General features: G+C 69.6%; 12 protein-coding genes. 4 read left to right on the forward strand and 8 right to left on the reverse strand.

Annotated features, from left to right (window positions below; all coding sequences use genetic code 11):
• Window positions 1–123 precede the first annotated feature (123 nt).
• Genes recD through recC form a run of 3 tightly spaced genes read right to left on the reverse strand, consistent with a single transcriptional unit; the run spans window position 124 to window position 9,796 of the window.
• Window positions 124–2,349, reverse strand: a complete 2,226-nt coding sequence (recD, locus tag QWG60_RS02690) for an exodeoxyribonuclease V subunit alpha (RefSeq protein ID WP_146907687.1) — start codon at window positions 2,347–2,349, stop codon at window positions 124–126.
• Complete coding sequence (recB, locus tag QWG60_RS02695; RefSeq protein WP_146907685.1) at window positions 2,346–6,167, reverse strand: exodeoxyribonuclease V subunit beta; 3,822 nt, start codon at window positions 6,165–6,167, stop codon at window positions 2,346–2,348. Before recB ends, recD begins: the two co-directional genes overlap by 4 nt.
• Window positions 6,164–9,796: an exodeoxyribonuclease V subunit gamma gene (gene recC, locus QWG60_RS02700; RefSeq protein WP_146907683.1), complete on the reverse strand. Its 3,633-nt coding sequence runs from the start codon at window positions 9,794–9,796 to the stop codon at window positions 6,164–6,166. The genes recB and recC overlap by 4 nt, the downstream gene beginning before the upstream one ends.
• Window positions 9,797–9,964: 168 nt before the next feature.
• Here recC and QWG60_RS02705 point away from each other — a divergent pair, with 168 nt between their 5' ends.
• Entirely contained in the window at window positions 9,965–10,288 is a 324-nt protein-coding gene (locus QWG60_RS02705; RefSeq protein WP_146907681.1) for a hypothetical protein, read from the forward strand.
• A 25-nt stretch (window positions 10,289–10,313) separates the two neighbouring features.
• On the opposite strand, the gene QWG60_RS02710 is transcribed toward QWG60_RS02705, so the two are convergent.
• A complete protein-coding gene (locus tag QWG60_RS02710; RefSeq protein WP_146907680.1) occupies window positions 10,314–11,048 on the reverse strand; it encodes a FadR/GntR family transcriptional regulator in 735 nt (244 codons plus the stop codon).
• Window positions 11,049–11,328: 280 nt separating this feature from the next.
• Between QWG60_RS02710 and QWG60_RS02715 the strand changes: the two genes are divergently transcribed.
• Window positions 11,329–12,675, forward strand: a complete 1,347-nt coding sequence (locus QWG60_RS02715; protein ID WP_146907678.1) for an APC family permease — start codon at window positions 11,329–11,331, stop codon at window positions 12,673–12,675.
• A gap of 1 nt (window position 12,676) precedes the next feature.
• Window positions 12,677–13,615, forward strand: a complete 939-nt coding sequence (locus QWG60_RS02720) for an acetamidase/formamidase family protein (protein WP_146907676.1) — start codon at window positions 12,677–12,679, stop codon at window positions 13,613–13,615.
• Window positions 13,616–13,768: 153 nt separating this feature from the next.
• Here QWG60_RS02720 and QWG60_RS02725 read toward each other — a convergent pair whose 3' ends face one another.
• Both QWG60_RS02725 and QWG60_RS02730 read right to left on the reverse strand, forming a co-directional pair.
• Window positions 13,769–14,158 carry a carboxymuconolactone decarboxylase family protein gene (locus tag QWG60_RS02725; RefSeq protein WP_146907673.1) on the reverse strand — a complete coding sequence of 130 codons (390 nt, stop codon included), beginning with the start codon at window positions 14,156–14,158 and terminating at the stop codon, window positions 13,769–13,771.
• Window positions 14,155–15,138 carry an aldo/keto reductase gene (locus tag QWG60_RS02730; protein ID WP_146907672.1) on the reverse strand — a complete coding sequence of 328 codons (984 nt, stop codon included), beginning with the start codon at window positions 15,136–15,138 and terminating at the stop codon, window positions 14,155–14,157. Before QWG60_RS02730 ends, QWG60_RS02725 begins: the two co-directional genes overlap by 4 nt.
• 68 nt (window positions 15,139–15,206) lie before the next feature.
• Between QWG60_RS02730 and QWG60_RS02735 the strand changes: the two genes are divergently transcribed.
• Window positions 15,207–16,127, forward strand: coding sequence for a LysR family transcriptional regulator (locus tag QWG60_RS02735; protein WP_146907670.1), 921 nt, complete (start codon window positions 15,207–15,209; stop codon window positions 16,125–16,127).
• Between the two features lie 28 nt (window positions 16,128–16,155).
• On the opposite strand, the gene QWG60_RS02740 is transcribed toward QWG60_RS02735, so the two are convergent.
• Entirely contained in the window at window positions 16,156–16,806 is a 651-nt protein-coding gene (locus QWG60_RS02740; RefSeq protein WP_146907668.1) for a LysE family translocator, read from the reverse strand.
• A gap of 98 nt (window positions 16,807–16,904) precedes the next feature.
• Window positions 16,905–17,705, reverse strand: a complete 801-nt coding sequence (locus QWG60_RS02745) for an AraC family transcriptional regulator (RefSeq protein ID WP_146907666.1) — start codon at window positions 17,703–17,705, stop codon at window positions 16,905–16,907.
• Window positions 17,706–17,804: the final 99 nt, after the last annotated feature.

The following is a 17,804-nucleotide window of genomic DNA, read 5'->3' on the forward strand; positions in this document are numbered from 1 at the left end:
CCCTTTTCTTGGCTTCGCTGCAAAAAGGTCGCCGCTGAACAAAAGCGTTATACATCAGGAAAATCTCAATGGCGGCTCTTGGCCGAAAGCGGCACTTTCTCATCACTTGGACAAGAGAGCTAATCACCCCCCCAACCCACTCACCCGCATCACCCGTCTCTGCGCCGCGTCCATCAGCTGGCCGCGGCCGGTTTCCACCAGCGTCAGCCAGTGGCGGGCGCGGGTGATGCCGGTGTAGACCAGCTCCCGCGTCAGGATGGGGTTCGGCGCGTCGGGCAGCACCAGGGCGGCGTGGGTGAACTCCGAGCCCTGGGACTTGTGCACCGTCATCGCGAACACCGTCTCCACCGATTGCAGGCGCGAGGGCAGCACCCACTTGATGCGGTCGGTGCCGTCGCCGGCGGGGAAGGCCACCCGCAGCAGGCGGCGGCTGTTATCTCCTGACGTTGTGCCCGGGCGCGGCATATCCAGGGTGATGCCGATATCGCCGTTCATCAGCCCCAGGCCGTAGTCGTTCTTCGTCACCAGCACCGGGCGGCCGGGATACCAGCGCTGGCGGCCGTCCTGGCTGTCGATCAGCTTTTCCCGCTCCAGCGCCTGGCGCACTCTCTCGTTCAGGCCTTCCACGCCCCAGGGGCCGCGGCGCAGCGCGCACAGCAGCTGGAAGTCGCCGTGGGCCGCCAGCACCGCGCGGGCCCAGTCATCGAAGGCTTGCTGATCCGCGTCGTCCGCCGGCCGGCGCCCGGCCATCACGCTCAGGAAGTGGCGATAGCCCACCGGGGGCGGCAGCGCCTCGTCGCGATCCATGCGGCCCTGGCCGGCCTTGGGAAAGCGTTCCGGGCAGCCGATCACGGCCAGGCGGGCCAGGCCGCGCTCGTCGTCGGCGCGCAGTTTCTGGTGCGAGAGGTCCGCGAAGTTCTTGGTCAGTGCGTTCGTGATCGCACTGCGCTTGGCGGCGGGCTCGGCCTCCAGATTGATCGCCGCCGCCAGTTGGCCGATGCCGCTGTCGGCGGTGAAGCGGTGGCTGACGCGCAGCATGGCGATGGCCTGGTCGAGGGGCTGGCCGTCGGCGTCCCGCGTCTCCGCGGGCAGCGGCTGGCCGGTGGCCTGGGCCAGCCAGTCGGCGGTGGCCGAGGTGTAGTGGCCGCCCTCGGCCCGGGCGCACAGGTCGCCGAGCACCGAGCCGGCCTCCACCGAGGCGAGCTGGTCCTTGTCGCCGAGCAGCACCAGCCGCGCCCGGGGCGGCAGCGCCTCGAGCATCGCGGCCATCATGCCCACGTCCACCATCGAGGCCTCGTCCACCACCAGCACGTCCAGCGGTAGCGGGTTGTGGCGGTCGTGGCGGAAGCGGCGGGTGTCGGGCCGCGAGCCCAATAACCTGTGCAGCGTGCTGACGTCCTTCGGAATCACCTCGCGCAGCCGCTCGGGATCGTCGGCCAGGCCGTCGAGGTCGAGTCGGGCCACCTGGCCGGCGATGGACTCGTTGAGCCGCGCCGCGGCCTTGCCGGTGGGCGCGGCCAGGCGGATGCGCAGGGGCGGCGCACCGTCCTCTTCGCTTTCCTGGTCGTCGTGATTGCCCATGGCCAGCGCCTGGAGCAGGGCGAGCAGGCGCACCACGGTGGTGGTCTTGCCGGTGCCGGGGCCGCCGGTGATCACCGCGAAGCGCGAGCGGCCGGCCAGGGCGCAGGCGGCCTTCTGCCAGTCGATGGCTGGCGGCGCATCGCCCCGCTCGGGAAAAAGCGCGTCGAGGATCGGGCGCAGGCGAGCGGCGTCCGGCGCCTCGTCGTTATCCGTTCCACCGAGCCGGGCGAAGATCCGGCTGTGGATATCCTGCTCGTGCTGCCAGTAGCGGCGCAGGTAGAGCCGCGGGCGTGCGGCGCTTCCGGCGAGCACCAGCGGGGTGCTGCCGGGGCCGTCGGCGACGAGCTCGGGCTGATCGAGGGCGGCGCGCCAGGCGTCGAGGTCCAGCGCGGCCATCACCCGGCTGGGCAGCGGCGGCGGGTCGTCCAGGCTGTCGCCCTCCGGCGGCAGCGAAAGCGCCAGGTCCGGGGTGGCCAGCGTCTGGGCCAGGTCCAGGCACACGTGGCCGCGGCCGAGCTGGTGGCTGGCCAGCGCCGCCGCCAGCAACAGCAGGGGTGAGGCCTCACTTATCCCGTTCGCCGCGTTCTCTCTGCTCGCCTCGCGATGCAGGAAGGCGGCGAAGGCACGGTCCAGCGAGCGCAGCCAGCCGCGGTCCACCCAACGGTCGAGCAGGGCGAACAGCGCCGCGTGATCGCTCAGCGCATGTTCGGGAGCGGCGGCGGGCTCCGTTGCGTGGCCGGCAGCGTGATTCGGGATATCCGGGGTCATGCGACGGCCTCCTCGGCGGCGCGGAACAGGGCATCGAGCGCGAGGATCAGCTCGCTCGGCGGGCGTTCGGCGTGCACGCCGCGGGAGGGCGCGCGGGTGCCGCGCAGGAAGACGTAGAGCGCCCCGCCCAGGTGGCGCTCGATGTCGTAGTCCGGCAGCCGGGCCTCGAGCAGTCGGTGCAGGGCCAGCAGGTAGAGGCAGTACTGCACGTCGTAGCGCTTCTCGAGCACGGCCTCCGCCATCGCCGCCTCGGTGTAGGCGGCGTCGTCTGCGCCCAGGTGGTTGGACTTCCAGTCGAGCACGTAGAAGCGGCCTTCGTGCTCCACCACCAGATCGATGAAGCCCTTGAGCATGCCGTTGAGGGTGTCGGGCTCGAGCGCCGGCCTCGGCCGCCCGCCGAGTGTGTGAGCGCTTACGAGGGCGTCCATCTTGCGGGTGTTGACCTTGTGGGCGGCGAACCAGAATTCCAGCTCGATCCGGTAGTCGGACGCGCGATTCAGGGCATCGAGGCGCAGCGGTGCGGCTTCGCCGTCGCCCGGCACCGGCACCGGCAGCGGCGTGGTCAGCAGCTCCGGCAGCCACTGTTCGAGGGCGGCGATCTGGCCCTCCCAGCCGCGGCGGTTGGCGCGCCGGGCCAGGGTGTCGGCGCGCAGCTCGGCGTCCTCGGCCACCTTGGCGAAGCCTTCCTCGCCGGCCCATTCCAGCAGGCCGTGCAGGAAGGTGCCCGCCGAGGGCCCGCGGGGGAAGCGGTGAAGCGAGCCTTCGCTCACCGTGGCCGCGGCGGCATCGAAGGGCTCGTGGATCACCTCCATGGCCGTGGCCTCGTCGGCGGTGGTGGGCTCGGGCGACGGCCCGGCCTCGGTCGTCGATTCAGCTTCTTCGTCCGGCGTGGCACCGGTGCGCAGCGCCGAGTAGCTGGCGATCCACCAGTGCTCGCGGATTGCCCGGGTGGGCGCGCGGGCCTCGCCCAGCGGCGCGTCGTCGCTGGCGAGCTCGACCGGCGTGGCATCGGCCTCGGGGGCGTCCTGCACCGCGACCTGTTTGTGGCGATCGCTGCTGTTCTCGTCGGCCAGCGCCTCGAGCGCCGGGCGCAGGTTGTCGGGCGAGAGCGCCTCGCCCCCCTTGAGCAGGTGGCCGACGGCGCTGCGCTCCATGGCCTCCAGCGGCGCCAGGCCGAGCCAGGTGGCGTGGCGGGCGCGGGTCAGGGCGACGTAGAGCTTGCGCAGATCCTCGCCCAGGCGCTCATGGTCGGCGCGGGCCAGGATGGCCTCGTCGGCGGAGAGCGTCAGGCGCAGATGGCCGTCGTCGTCGTGCCAGCGCAGCGGCAGGTCGCCCTGCTTCACCGGGCGGAAGGCGGCGATGAAGGGCAGGAACACCAGCGGGTACTCCAGGCCCTTGGACTTGTGGATGGTGACCACCTGCACCAGGTCGGCGTCGCTCTCCAGGCGCAGGCGGTGGGTGTCGGACTGCGCCTGGGGATGGGCGCGGGACTCGGCGAGAAAGCGCAGCAGGGCGTGCTCGCCGTCGATCTCGGCGCTGGCCTCCTGCAGCAGCTCGCCGAGGTGCAGCAGGTCGGTGAGCCGCCGCTCGCCCTCGGGCACCGCCAGCAGCCGGCCGGGCACGGCGAAGTCGGCCAGCAGCCGGTGCAGCATGGGCAGCACGCCGCGGCGCTGCCACTGGCGGTGGTAGTCGCGGAACTGCATCACCCGCGCCTCCCAGGCCAGCTCGTCCTGCTGGGGGCCGCCGTTCAGGGCGTCGAGCTCGGCAAGCGAGAGCCCCAGGCTCGGCGTGGCGAGTGCGGCGCGCAGGCTGCGCTCGTCGTCCGGCGCGGCGCAGGCGGCGAGCCACCCCTCCAGCTCGGCGGCGGCCTCGGTCTCGAACACGCCCTCCTTGTCGGAGAGGTAGACGCTGCGGATGCCGCGGGCCAGCAGGGCGCCGCGAATGGCGCGGGCCTCGCTGGCGTTGTTGACCAGCACGGCGAGGTCCGACGGCGCCAGCGGCCGGAAGTCTCCCTCTTTCTGGAAACCGGTCTGCCCGGCCTGGCCCTCGCGCAGCAGGCTCGCCATCTCGGTGGCGCAGCGCGCGGCCAGCTCGGCCAGGTAGGCGCCCTTGGGCAGGGTGTCGTCGGTGGCCAGGTGCCAGAGCGTCAGCGCCGGCTGGGTGGCGCCGTGCCGGGTGAGTGAGTCCTTCCTGCCGTTGGCGTCTACCGGAGCGAAGGGCACTGGGTTGTCTTCGCCGCGGCGGAACAGGAAGGCCCCGGATTCGCTCTGCTCGGCGTGGGCGAACACCCGGTTCACGGCCTCGACCATGGGCGTGGCGGAGCGGAAGTTGGTGCCCAGCGTGACGTGGCGGCCGGCGGTGTCGCGCCGGGCCTGGAGGTAGGTATGGATATCGGCGCCGCGGAAGGCGTAGATCGCCTGCTTGGGATCGCCGATCAGCATTACTGCGCTGTCATCACGATTGTCTTCCAGCGCATAGACCCGGTCGAACAGCCGGTACTGCACCGGGTCGGTGTCCTGGAACTCGTCGACCAGCGCCACCGGGAACTGCTCGCGGATGCGCGCAGCCAGCGTCTCGCCGGCCTCGCCCGCGAAGGCGGCGTCCAGCCGGTGCAGCAGGTCGTCGGGGCCGAGCTCGGCGCGGCGGCGCTGCACGGTCTCGCGGCGCGCGGCCATCCAGTGCACGGCGTGGGCGAGCAGGTCGGCGAACGGGTCGGGCAGCTCGGCGAGCTTCTCCGGCAGCTCGGCCAGGGCCTCCAGCGCCGGCAGATTCGGCACGGGATCTTCCTTCCAGATCTCGGCGATGCCCTCGGGCGTCAGGCGCTTCCAGGCGGCGGGGGTGAGGTCGGGGCTCGCCAGCTCGGCGTCATGGGCCCAGTCACGCAGGGCGGCGAGCCAGTTGGCGCGGCTCCTGGCGTTGAGCTTCTGGCCGTTGAACGCCTTGCGCTTGGCGGCGGCCTCGAGCAGTTCTTCCAGCTCGTCGAGCCAGGCCGGCCAGGGCGCCTTGAGCTCGGCCAGCGCCGCGGCGCGCTGCTCGCGGTAGTTCGCGAGCGCATCAAACGGCGGCGGGGCCACGGGCAGGGCGGCGGCGTGGGTGCGCAGCCGGGCGGCGGTGTCGTTCAGGGCGTCCGGCGTGGTCCAGTAGCGGGCGACGATGGCCAGCGCCTCGGGGTCGAGGTCGTAGTAGAAGCTGCGCCAGTAGTCCCGGGCGATCTCCAGGTCCATCTCCGACTGGTCCAGCGCCATTTCCAGGGCGAACAGGCTGCCGCTGTCGAAGGCGTGCTCGCGCAGCATGCGGTGGCACCAGGCGTGGATGGTGGAAACCGCGGCCTCGTCCATCCACTCGGCGGCCAGCCGCAGCCGGCGGGCGCAGGTCGGCCAGCTCTCGCGCGGATAGCTGTCGCGCAGGATGATTAAGGGATCATTGGGGTCAGACCCCTCAGCGGACTTTGGGGTCTGACCCCAAGGTTCGCTGAAGAGGTCGCCGGTCAGCGGGGCGTCGTCGGGAGCTGCCCCTTCATCGGTCTGGAAGGCGTCGGCGGCTTCCACCAGCCGGGCGCGGATGCGGTCGCGCAGCTCCTGGGTGGCGGCGTTGGTGAAGGTGACCACCAGGATCTCCGGCGGCGTCAGTGGCCGCGGGAAGCTGGCCGCGTCCGCTTCATCGCGGGGGCCGAGTACCAGGCGCAGGTAGAGCAGGGCGATGGTGAAGGTCTTGCCGGTGCCGGCGCTGGCCTCGATCAGCCGGCTGCCGGTGAGCGGCAGGGCCACGGGATCGAGCCGAGGCGTCTCGGCCGCTTGCCTGTCTTCCGTCATCGTCATGCCTTGCCTCCCTGGCCCTTGTCGCCTTTCCTGTCGCTTTTCTTGTCGCCGCCCTTGGCCTTCACCGCGTCGTGAAGGGGCGCGTAGAGCGCCGCGGTCAGCTCGGTGAAGTGCCGGCCGGCGGCCTCATGGCGCACCAGGCCTTCGAGGTCGCGCCACTGGCGGGCCAGGTACGGGTCGCGGCCAAGCTCGCCATGGTCGCCGTTGAAGCCGGTGCCATGGAAGGCGGTGACGGCGGCCTTCCAGGCCTTGAGATCGGCCTCCTCCGCTTTCGCCTCGTCGCCGAAGACGCGGGCGAGGGCGCCGGGATCGCCGCCCTTCTCGTGCCAGGCGAAGGCGGTGTCGCGGGCCAGCGGCAAGGGTGCGGTCATGCCGGCGCGCCAGGAGCGGGCGATGGCCTCCAGGTGCTTGCGTGCGTCCGCCGCCTCCAGCGGGGCCAGGGTGCCGCCGCCGGCGCGGGAGAGCAGCACCGTGGTCATGGGGCCGATGGCGAGCTGGCCGGCCAGGTGGGCGACCCAGGGGGCCAGCCAGTGCTTCCAGTTATATTTTCCCTTGTTGACCAGGCTGCTGGTCATCAGCACCAGCCGGCAGCGCTCGCCGGCGGCGTTCTCGCGCAGGCCGTCCAGCCAGTCCTCCACTCGTAGCGGATCAGTCGACAGCGGATCGGTATCGGTGGCGAGCTCCAGCGACACGGCGGCCGGCGTCTCCCAGGCGTGGGGCCAGGCCTCGAGCTGGTCGGCGTAGTCGCCGAGCAGGCCGTCCAGCGGCTCGACCAGGTGCTCGCGCATCAGCTCGGCGAAGCCGCCCATGGCGAGGCGCCCCTCGCGCTCCAGGCGCTCCAGGGTGTCGTGCACGGCGGGCATCGGCGGCTCGGCGGCATCGACGGCGCGGCGTCCGGCCTCGATCAGCGCCTGCTGGAGCTGCCAGTGGTCCAGGCCGTCCAGGGCAAAGGGCTCGTGGTCGGGGCTCTCCAGCGCCTCGCGCTCGAGGTAGACGCCGAGGCGGGTGGTGAAGAAGGCCTTCACCGGGTCCTTGAGGAAGCCGCTGAGGCGCGGCAGCGTCAGCGCCGTGTCGAGCTCCATGGGCGGCAGCTCGGCGTCGACGGCGGCCTCCGGCGTCGGCCGGCCGGCGTGCACCGCCCGCCACTCGCGGGCATAGGTAAACAGCCGCTCGTCTTCCGAGAAGTAGGTTCGGCTAAAGGGTTGTAGCGGGTGCTCGGTGGTCAGGGCGTCGACCAGGGCCTGGCCGGCGTCGTCGTCCTCTTCCGCACCTGCCAGCGTCCAGCCGGCGGCCAGATGATCGCGCAGCTGGCCGAGCAGCACCGAGGGCGGGCGCGGCTCGTTGTCGTGGATGCTGCGGCCGACCCAGCTGATCATCAGGCTGTCGCGGGCCGAGAGCAGCGCCTCGAGGAACAGGTAGCGGTCGTCCTCGCGGCGCGAGCGGTCGCCGGGGCGGTAGTCGTGGCCCATCAGGTCGATGTCCAGCGGGCGCTGTACCCGCGGGTAGTCGCCGTCGTTCATGCCCAGCAGGCAGACGTGGCGGAACGGGATGGCACGCATCGGCATCAGGGTGGCGACGTTCACCGCGCTGGCCAGGAAGCGCTGGGAGAGGTTGGCCTCGTCGAGCTGGCCGAGCCAGTGTTCGCGCACCACCGAGAGCGGCAGCGCCTCGGTCAGGCCGGCGTCCTCGGTAGTCTCCTGCCAGTCCTCGAGCAGCTCTCCCAGCCGGTTGAGGGTGGCGAGGTCGGCCTCGTCCTCGGCGGCGAAGCACTCGCCCAGCAGCCCGCGCAGGCGGCGGCACCAGGTGGGCACGTCGGCGGGCTCGGAGAGCGCGCGCCACTGGGCCTCGAGGGCGTCGAGTAGGTCCATCAGCGGGCCGGCCAGGGTGGCTTCCAGGCCGCCGATGTCGCCATAGGGCTCGATGTCATGCCAGGGGCCGTCGGCGGTGTCGCCCACCGCGTAGCCCAGCAGCAGCCGGCGCAGGCCGAAGGCCCAGGTGTTGGCGGTGAGCCCGCCCGGCAGGTCGAGCCGGGCGCGCTGCTCGGCGTCGAGCCCCCAGCGGATGCCGGCGCCCTCGATCCAGCGCCGCAGCACCGGCAGGGCGTCGGCGTCCAGCCCGAAGCGGGCGCGCAGGGCGGGCACCTCCAGCAGGTCCAGCAGGTCGCTGACCGTCAGCCGCGCCTCCGGCAGGTGCAGCAGCGCCTCGAGCGCCACCAGCAGCGGCTGGCGGTGGCGGCTGGTCTGGTCGGAGAGCGTGAAGGGAATGTGGCGCGGGTCGTCCGGCGGCAGCCGGCCGAACACCGCCTGCACGGCGGCGGCGTAGGTGTCGATGTCCGGCACCATCACCAGCACGTCCCGCGGGCGCAGCGTGGGGTCGGCGTCGAAGGCGGCCAGCAGCTGGTCGTGGAGGATCTCGACCTCGCGCAAGGCGCTGTGGGCGACGTGGAAGCGCAGGCTGCGATCAAGACCCGGGTCCACGGCAGGCCAGGTCTCGCGGGTCTCCTGGGGCGGGCGCAGCTCGAGCACGTCGTCCTGCAATTGTTGCAATAGTCCCGGCGCCTCGTCGTCGGCAGGCGAATCGAACAGGTCGATGCGCATCGCCTCGGCGTCGAACAGCATGCGGTAGGTGTCCTGGTCGTCGAACTCGTCGAGCAGGCGCAGGTAGTCGCGGCCCTGCTTGCCCCAGGCGGCCAGCAGCGGCTGGGCGTGGAGGTGCAACTGGGTGTCGTCGAGCGCCAGCGGCATGCCCGGGCGGTGGCGCTGGCGTCGGCGGGCGGCCCGCAGCAGGTCCTTGTGCTCGATGATGTCCGCCCAGTAGTGGCGGCAGGGGTTGTGCACGCACAGCAGCACCTGGGTGACCTTGGAGACGGCGGCCAGGGCCTCCAGCGTCTGGCGGGGCAGCGAGGAGATGCCGAACACCACCACCCGGCGCGGCAGGTCTTTCGGTCGCTTATCGGGGGTGAGCTCGCGGCAGGCCTCGAGGAAGCGGGTATGCACCCAGGCGCGGCTGGTGGCCAGGCCTTCGTCTCCGATGTCGTCGCGCAGCCGCCGCCACAGCGCCGGCTGCCAGCATTGGTCTTCGGCCAATGGCCGGGCCTGGCCGCGGGCGTCGATCAGCTCGTCGCGGCCCTCGGCCCAAGCGGAAAGCCAGTCGGCGCGATAGACCTGGTACTGGTCGAACAGGTCGGCCAGGCGCTCGGCCAGCTGGTGGCGCTTGCGGCGGTCCTCGTCGTCGGCCAAAAAGCGCGCCAGGGGCGCGAAGGTGGCGTCATCCAGGAGCTCCGGCAGCAGGCGCATCAGCCGCCAGATCAGGCGCGGCTTGTCGAGCGGCGAGGCTGGCGGCACCGCTTCCGCACCCAGCACCGCGCGGTAGGCCTGCCACAGATAGCGCGCCGGCAGGGTGACGTCCATCGCCGCGGCGATGCCGGCGCCGGCGGGCGGATCGGCCGCCAGCGCCAGCTTCAGCCACTGGCTGATGCCGTTGCTCTGCACCAGGATCACCTCGTCCTCGAGCGGCCCCAGCGGGTGGTGGCGCAGCCACTCCACCGCCAGATCGCGCAGCGCCTCCAGGCGGTTGCCGTGGATCACCATAAAGCCGGGCGTCAGTTCGGTCTTGGCGGTGGCGAGCATGGCGAATCCTTCGCGGCGATGAAACGGGCCTCAATGGTGCCGCAAAACGCCGGGGGCATGAAGCGGGCCGAGGGCCGGATGAACCTCCGCGGCGGGCACGAGTCGAGAAGGCGTGCCAGCCTTGCCTGGCAAGCCCCGAATACTCACCTGGCCGGGAGGCAACTTTTTATGAGCTCATCGACGCCGCTGACCACGCCGGACGGCCGCTATATCGTGGTTCGCGGCCGCCTGTGGCGATGCACGAATCCCGAGCTGCCCGAGTCGCAGCGTCAGGAGTGGGTGCAGCAACTGATGCGGGCCCGTCGAGGCGTGGCCCAGGCGAAACGTGCCGACGACCCGCAGGCCGAGCGCGAGGCTCGCGATCGGGTCGATGAGGCCAAGCGGGCGCTGGGCGAACGCGGGCCGGTGTGGTGGCGGGACGGCGCGCCGGACTACACCCAGTACAAGGTGCAGAACACGCCCTACGCGGACTGGTATGCCGCGCTACTGTGACTGTACTGATTCTACAAAGCAGAGCTCACAAAGGCCGCCCGTCCAGGGAGTGCTCCATGATGGCGAGAGTCAGCGTGAAGTGGTGCTGGGCGGCGCGAAAGGCGTCGTCTTCACGACGATCGAGAATCGCCTTTACCAGCTCCTGATGCTCCTTCCTCGCTCGTGGCAGCGATTCCTCGGGGTAGGGCTCGGAGCCAAAACCTAGTGTCGCGCGGGCGGTCAACTGGCGAGATTGCTCGGCCAGATGGTCGTTGCCAGCCATTTCCATGATGCAGTCATGGAGCTGTTCGTCGATCTCCCTGGCTATCGAGGCATCGCTGGTCTCGCAGAACTGCTTCAGCAGTTCGCTCAGCCGTCTGGCCTGTGCCGCATCGTGCCTTTCGGCGGCAGTTTTCGCGACCAGCCCCTCCACCAGGCAGCGATAGTCGAAAAAGTCCTCGAGCTGCGGCAGCTCCTTCTCCAGGGTGCGTTGTGCCGTGTGAGGTGATACTTCATCGACTCGCTTGCAGGTCACGAAGGTGCCGCCGTCACGGCCGCGGCGAGATTCGATGAGTCCCAGCTCACTGACGATCTTCAAGGCGCCTCGCACGGTGACGCGGCTGACCTGCTGGCGCTCGGCCAGATCGCGTTCCGATGGCAGGCGATCTCCAGGGGAATAGGCGCCGATAGCGATGGCCGTCACGATCCTGTCGGCCAGCTCCTGGGTAGCGGAGCGGGCATTACCGGCCTTCGGCAAGCCCGCTCGAGGCGGCATTGACATAGCGTCCTCTTCAAAAGGTATTGATATGATACCTTTGAGTGTGATTTTCTGAAAGCGAGGCGTTCGAGAGCGAGTGCTCCACGTCCTTGCTCGTGTGGTCTCTTGGCTGGCCCCGAGTATACATGGCGGCAATGCCTCGACCTCGGTCGGCCGGGCCGGATACGAAGGAAACGGTCACCGCCTGCCAGGCGCTATCTGACAACACGGCGCCATACCGCTCTCGACTGCCTCGGGCGGGAAGACCCGCTGCCCCACGAACTACAACAACAGGAGGTCACCGATGAGTGACAATACCCTGGAGAGCCTGGGCTATACCCAGGAGCTCTCACGAACGCTGAAACTGAGAGACCTGGTGATCTATGGCCTGATCTTCATCGTGCCGATCGCGCCCTTCGGCATCTTCGGCCATGTGATGAGTGCCAGCAGTGGCATGATTGTCACCGCCTACGTTATTGGCCTGATCGGCATGCTGTTCACGGCCATTTGCTACTCGCAGATGGCCAAGGAATTCCCGGTCGCCGGCTCGGTGTACTCCTATGTATCGCGTGGGGCGGGTGGTTTCTCCGGCTTCGTGGCGGGCTGGATCATGCTGCTGGACTACATTCTGATCCCCGCGCTTCTCTACGTCGTGGGGGCGCTGGCGATACACGATATCTTCCCGTCTCTGTCCCCGATCCTGCTGGTGATCGCCTTCGTCGTTTTCAATACCTATATCAATATTCGCGGGATCAGCTTCTCTGCCGCGTTCAATCGCTGGATGCTGGTGGCCGAACTGCTGGTGCTGGCGATCTTTCTGGTGGTGGGCGTCGTGGCGATCAGCAATAACGTCAATGGCGCCGTGTTCTCGATGGCACCGGTATACGATGCTGATGATTTTTCCCTGGGCTTGATCATCTCCGCCGTGCCGATCGCGGTGCTCAGCTTTCTCGGCTTCGATGGCATCTCCACTCTCGCCGAAGAGGCCAAGGGGGGCGGCAAGGCGGTCAGCAAGGCGATCTTCCTGGTGTTGCTGATCATCGGTGGCCTGTTCATTGCCCAGACCTGGATCGCCGCACTGATCCAGCCCGACCCGGGAGCGTTCGATAATCTCGATACGGCCTTCTACGAGACGGCTCGCATCGCCGGCGGTGGCTGGCTGGCAGTACTGACGGCGGCCACGACGGCTATCGCCTGGGGGATCGCCGACTCCCTGGTGGCCCAGATCGCCACCGCTCGCATCCTTTACAGCATGGGACGCGACAGACTCCTGCCGGAACCGCTGTCACGCATCCATCCACGCTTCAAGACGCCTTATGTCAGCGCCCTGCTGGTTGGCGTGGTCTCCATCGTGGTCGGTATCGCCTTCATGCAGCACCTGGCGCTGCTGACATCGATCGTCACCATCGGTGCCCTGACCGCCTTCATCATGCTGAACGTGACGACGCTCTATTACTTCGTGTTCAAGAAGAAAGCCGCCAATGTCTTTCTGCATGTTCTGTGTCCGCTGCTTGGCCTGGCCGTGGTCGGCTACATCTGGAGCGGTTTCGAGCCCCACACCATCCTGATCGGCCTCGCCTGGGCCATTATCGGTATCGGCGTATACGCCTTGGCACAGCGCGGTGGACGTGCCGTGAATATGGAGATCTGACATGGCGATCAAGACGATCCATGACCTGCACCACTGCTTCGATCATCATCTGCCACCTGCTGATACGATCAGCTCCGGCGATACCAGGCGCTTCGATATCCTGGATGCCAGTGGTGGCTTGATTACTCGAGACAGCCAGGCGGAAGAGCTGACTCGCTTGCCGGCGAGTGCCTTGAACCCGGTATGCGGGCCTCTGTATATGGAAGATGCGGAGCCCGGCGATGTCATTGAAGTGGAACTGGTCGATTTCGAGCCGGGCCAATGGGGCTGGACGGGCCTGATCCCGGGATTCGGCCTGCTGGCCGACGACTTCACCTCACCCTGGCTCAAGATATCCGAGTACGACAGCGAGTCCGTGTACTTCGATGAGGATATCGCGATTCCCTTTCGCCCCTTCGCAGGCACCATCGGGCTCGCGCCGGCCGAACCGGGGCAGCACTCGATCGTGCCGCCACGTCACTGTGGCGGCAACCTGGATATCCGCGATCTGGTTCGAGGTTCCAGCCTCTATCTGCCGGTTCAGGTGAAGGGAGGCCTTCTGAGCATCGGCGATACGCATGCCTGCCAGGGGGATGGTGAGGTCTGCGGCACTGCCGTGGAAACGCGCATGGCGGCCACGGCGACGCTGCGTCTTCACAAGAAGGGAAACATTCCCTCGCCGATGTTCGATGTGCCTGCCGGCGCCTCCGCCGAGCAGGACATGGGATTCCTGGTGACCACGGGGGTCGGGTCAGACCTGATGCAGGGGGCTCGGGATGCGGTGCGTTTCATGATCGACCGTCTGCACAAGCAGGCAGGCATGGAAGAGCAGCTGGCCTACGCGCTGTGCAGCGTCGCCGGACGATTGCGCATCAGTGAGATCGTCGATCAGCCGAACTGGGTCGTGTCCTTCTACATGCCCAGATCGATTTTCCGATCGAAAAGCTTGAGGGCGATATAATAGTGTCTTCTGCTATTGAGCCGGCCGGGCACTTGCCCGGCCGGTTCTTTTTATAACGTGCTTGCAACATGGAACGAATAGCACTGATCCGCCGACAGCCCCTGCCTCCTTGCCGTGGGAGCCTTTACGTTCATTCCGGCGTGAACTGTCGCTTCAAACCGCCTCCTGTGCCCGAAAGGCTGCCTTGGCCGCGCTCATGGCGTTCATGGCCGCGGGAATGCCGGCATAGACCGCCACCTGCAGGACGATCTCGACCACTTCCTCTCGGGTCACCCCGGTGTTGAGCGCCGCGCGCAGGTGGAATTCCAGCTGCCCCTGGGCCGTGCCCATGGCGCCGAGCATCGCCACCGTCAGCATCTCGCGGGTGCGAATGTCGAGGCCGTCGCGGGCGACGACGTCGGCGAAGGCGAAGCCGAGCAGGATCTCGACGGCGTCGGCATCGAAGTCGTCCAGGTTGCGCGCGACCTTGGCCGGTGCCTCGGGCTCCAGGCGGGCCAGCAAGGCAAGGGCCTCGTCGCGGCGGGTCGTCGGCGCATCGCTCATGCGTTCACCCCCTTCATGCCCTCGGCGGTGTAGCGCTCGCCGCTGACCGGCAGGCGGGCGGTGGCGGCCTCGAGCCGACGGCATTCGTCCGGCGTCAGCGAGAGACTGGCCGCCGCGACGTTTTCCTCGAGATAGCGCGGCCGCTTGGTGCCCGGAATCGGCACGATGTCGTCACCCTGGGCGAGCAGCCAGGCCAGCGACAGCTGGGCCGGGGTGCAGCCCTTCTCGGCGGCGAGTTCGGCGATGGCCTCGGCGATCCGCCGGTTGGCGGCCATCGCCTCCGGCGCGAAGCGGGGCAGGCCGGGGCGGAAATCGCCTTCCTCGAAGTCGGAGGCGTCCCGGTAGCGCCCGGTGAGGAAGCCGCGGCCCAGCGGCGAGTAGGGCACGAAGCCGATGCCGAGCTCGCGGCAGGTCGGCAGCACCGCGGCTTCGACGTCGCGGGTCCACAGCGAGTATTCGGTCTGCACGGCGCTGATCGGGTGCACGGCGTGGGCCCGGCGCAGGGTCTCGGCGCCGACCTCGCACAGGCCGATGCGGGCGATCTTGCCTTCCTCGACCAGGCGCGACAGCCCCTCCATGGTGTCCTCGATCGGCCGCGCCGGGTCGATGCGGTGCACGTAGTAGAGATCGATGCGCTCGACGCCGAGCCGGCGCAGCGAGCCCTCGCAGGCCTCGCGGGCGTAGACCGCGCTATTGTCCAGGCTGCGCCGGTACTCGCCGGGGCGGCGCACGATGCCGAACTTGGTGGCGACCTTGACCTCGGGCCGCTGGCGGGCGAGGAAGTTGCCGAGCAGGGTCTCGTTGTGGTGAGAGCCGTACATGTCGGCGGTGTCGAAGAAGTCCACGCCGAGCTCGACCGCCCTGGCCAATACGCGCCGGGATTCGTCATCATGGCGCGGACCGTAGAATTCGCTCATGCCCATGCAGCCGAGGCCGATGGCCGATACCGTCAGGTCCTGTCCGAGAGTGCGTCGTTGCATGCTGGGGCCTCCTGTGGCGATGCGGAACGTGTCGGAAGGCAGCGTCACACACACCGGGAACGCGCAACATGAACGACTCCGCAAAGCGGATTGCCAGTAATGAAAAGCCGGCCTCGCGCCGGGTCAACTGGAACGACGCCCAGGCCTTCCTGGCCGTGGCGCGCCACGGCACCCTGAGCGGGGCGGCCGGTGCGCTGGGCGTGGGCATCGCCACCCTGGGGCGGCGCATCGAGCGGCTGGAGGGCGCGATGCGGATTCCGCTGTTCGTGCGCCAGCCGTCGGGCTATTCGCTGACCGCGGAGGGCCAGGCGCTGGTGCCCCGGGCCGAGGCGCTGGAGGCCGCCGCCCACGCCTTCTCCACCGGCATCGAGGAGGACGAGGCGCTGAGCGGCCGGGTGCGGCTGGCCACCGCCGAGAACCTGGCGACCCGGCTGATCCTGCCGGCGCTGCCGGCGTTCCGCGAGCGCCATCCGGGCATCGCCATCGATCTGGTCACCGACATCGCCACCGCCAGCCTGTCGCGCCGGGACGCCGACCTGGCGATCCGCATGGTCAAGCCCGAGCGGGGCAACGTCTCGCTGCGTCGGCTCGCCACCCTGGGCTACGGGCTCTATGCCGGTCTCGACTATCTGGCCAGGCGCCCGGCCGGTGCCAAGGGCGGTCATGATGATGCCTATATCACCTGGGGCGAGCGCCACGCTCATCTGCCGGCCGCGCGCTGGGTAACCGAGCGGCTCGACGGCCGCGAGCCGGCGCTGACCACCACCTCGCTGGACGCCCAGCTGGTGGCGGCCGAGGCGGGCCTCGGGCTGGCGGTGCTGCCGCACCTGCTGGCGCGGGGCCGCGACCTTACCTGCCTCGAGGCCGACATCGGCGTCGAGCAGGACATCTACCTGGTGATCCAGACCGACCTGTCGCGGGCGCCGAGGGTGCGCGCGCTGGCCGACTTCCTGAGCGAGCTGATCGTCGCGAACCGCGAGGCGCTGTAGGCGCCCTAGGGCCGAGTCGCTGGGCCGGTCACGCGAACGCCAGCAGCCCGGGATCGAGCCGGGTCGCGACGATGCCGAGCCCCAGCAGGATGAGCAGGGCGCCGGCCAGTCGCTCGATGTGTCGCAGGCCGTGACCGAAGCGCCGGATCAGCCTCGGGTGGCCCGCCAGATGGCCGACCAGCAGGTCCCAGCCGAGCACGGCAGCGATCATCCAGGCCGCGTAGAGGCCCTGCAGGCCGGCGGGCGTGTCCCGGGCATGCAGCACCGCGAACAGGCTGGCGTAGAACAGCGCGTTCTTGGGATTCAGCAGCCCCGAGGCCAGCCCGGCGAGCAGGGCGCCGGCCGCTGCGCTGGAGGGCGCCGCGGTCTCGCCGAGGGTGGCGGCGTCGAGCCGTGTCTCGCCCGCCTGACGGATGAACTGAAGGCCCATGAACAGCAGGAAGGCAGCGCCGGCCCACTGGACGGCGATGAAGGCGTCGGCTTCGGCATCGAGGGCCATCAGCCCGCCCATGGCCAGCAGGATGAACAGCGCGTTGGCCAGGCCGATGCCGAGGCTGACCAGCGCCGCCGGGCCGCGCCCCCGGGCCATGGCGTAGCGCAGGATCAGGAAGAAGTCCGGGCCGGGGCTGAGCAGGGCGAGGAAGTGAGCGCCGGCGACCAGCAGGAATTGTTGCAGCATGACGTTGGTCCTCTCCGGATGGCGGGGAGGCCAGTCTGCGTCGTGCCGGCGCGGCGGTATTGAAGGAAAGTGCGCTGACGAATGTAAGGCCGGCGGCCTCAGGCGCCGCGATAGCGCCCCGGCGTGATCGCCACGCGGGCCTTGAAGGCGCGCTGGAAGTGGCCCTGGTCGGCGAACCCCAGCTCCTGGGCGAGATCGGCCAGCCCGGCGCCCTGGCGCAGGCGGCGGCGGGCCTGCTGGATGCGGCGGTCGAGCAGCCAGGCGTGGGGCGTCAGGCCGGTGTCGCGGCGGAACAGCCGGATCACCTGATAGCGGCTCAGGCCGTGGTCCCGGGCCAGCGCCTCGAGCGACGGCGGCCGCTCGAAGCGTTCGAGCAGGTGCCGCTGGAGATTGGCCAGGGCGGATGAGTCCGGTCGACGAACGGCCAGGGGCTCGCCGCGACACCACAGGCGTTGGGCGAGGAATTCGATCAGCCCGGCCTCCTTGTCGGCCGCCGGGGCCGGGGAGAACAGCAGCGCATTGATCCGGCAGAAGGCCCGATAAGGGGCGGGGTCGCGGGCGATGAAGACCGTCGATGGCAGGGCCCGATCGATGTCGCGTCCGGCTGCGGCCTCAGCCAGCATGTCTCTGGCCCAGGCCGGGTCCAGATGCAGCATCTGATAGCTCCAGCGGCCTTCCGGCAGCGGATTGCAGTCATGCACGACGCCCGCCGGCACGCTGACCAGGCAGCCCGGCGTCAGGCGCTCGCGGCGGCGCTGGCAATGGAAGCGGCTCTGGCCGCGGTCGACCACGCCGATCGACAGGGTGGGATGGCTGTGGGGCCGGTAGCAGGCGCGGCTGTCGCTGGCCCGCCGGCTCTCGACGAAGGGCAGCGCCGGGTCGTGCCAGAACTGGGTCATGGTCGGGCTTCCTGAGCGTGGCGGCCGAGTCGTCGGCAGGGTAGCACGGACCCGCGATCGCGGCGGGACCTCATCCGCCCCAACGACGACGGCACCGCC

Origin of the sequence: Halomonas halophila (genome assembly GCF_030406665.1) — a bacterium.
Lineage (GTDB): Bacteria > Pseudomonadota > Gammaproteobacteria > Pseudomonadales > Halomonadaceae > Halomonas > Halomonas halophila.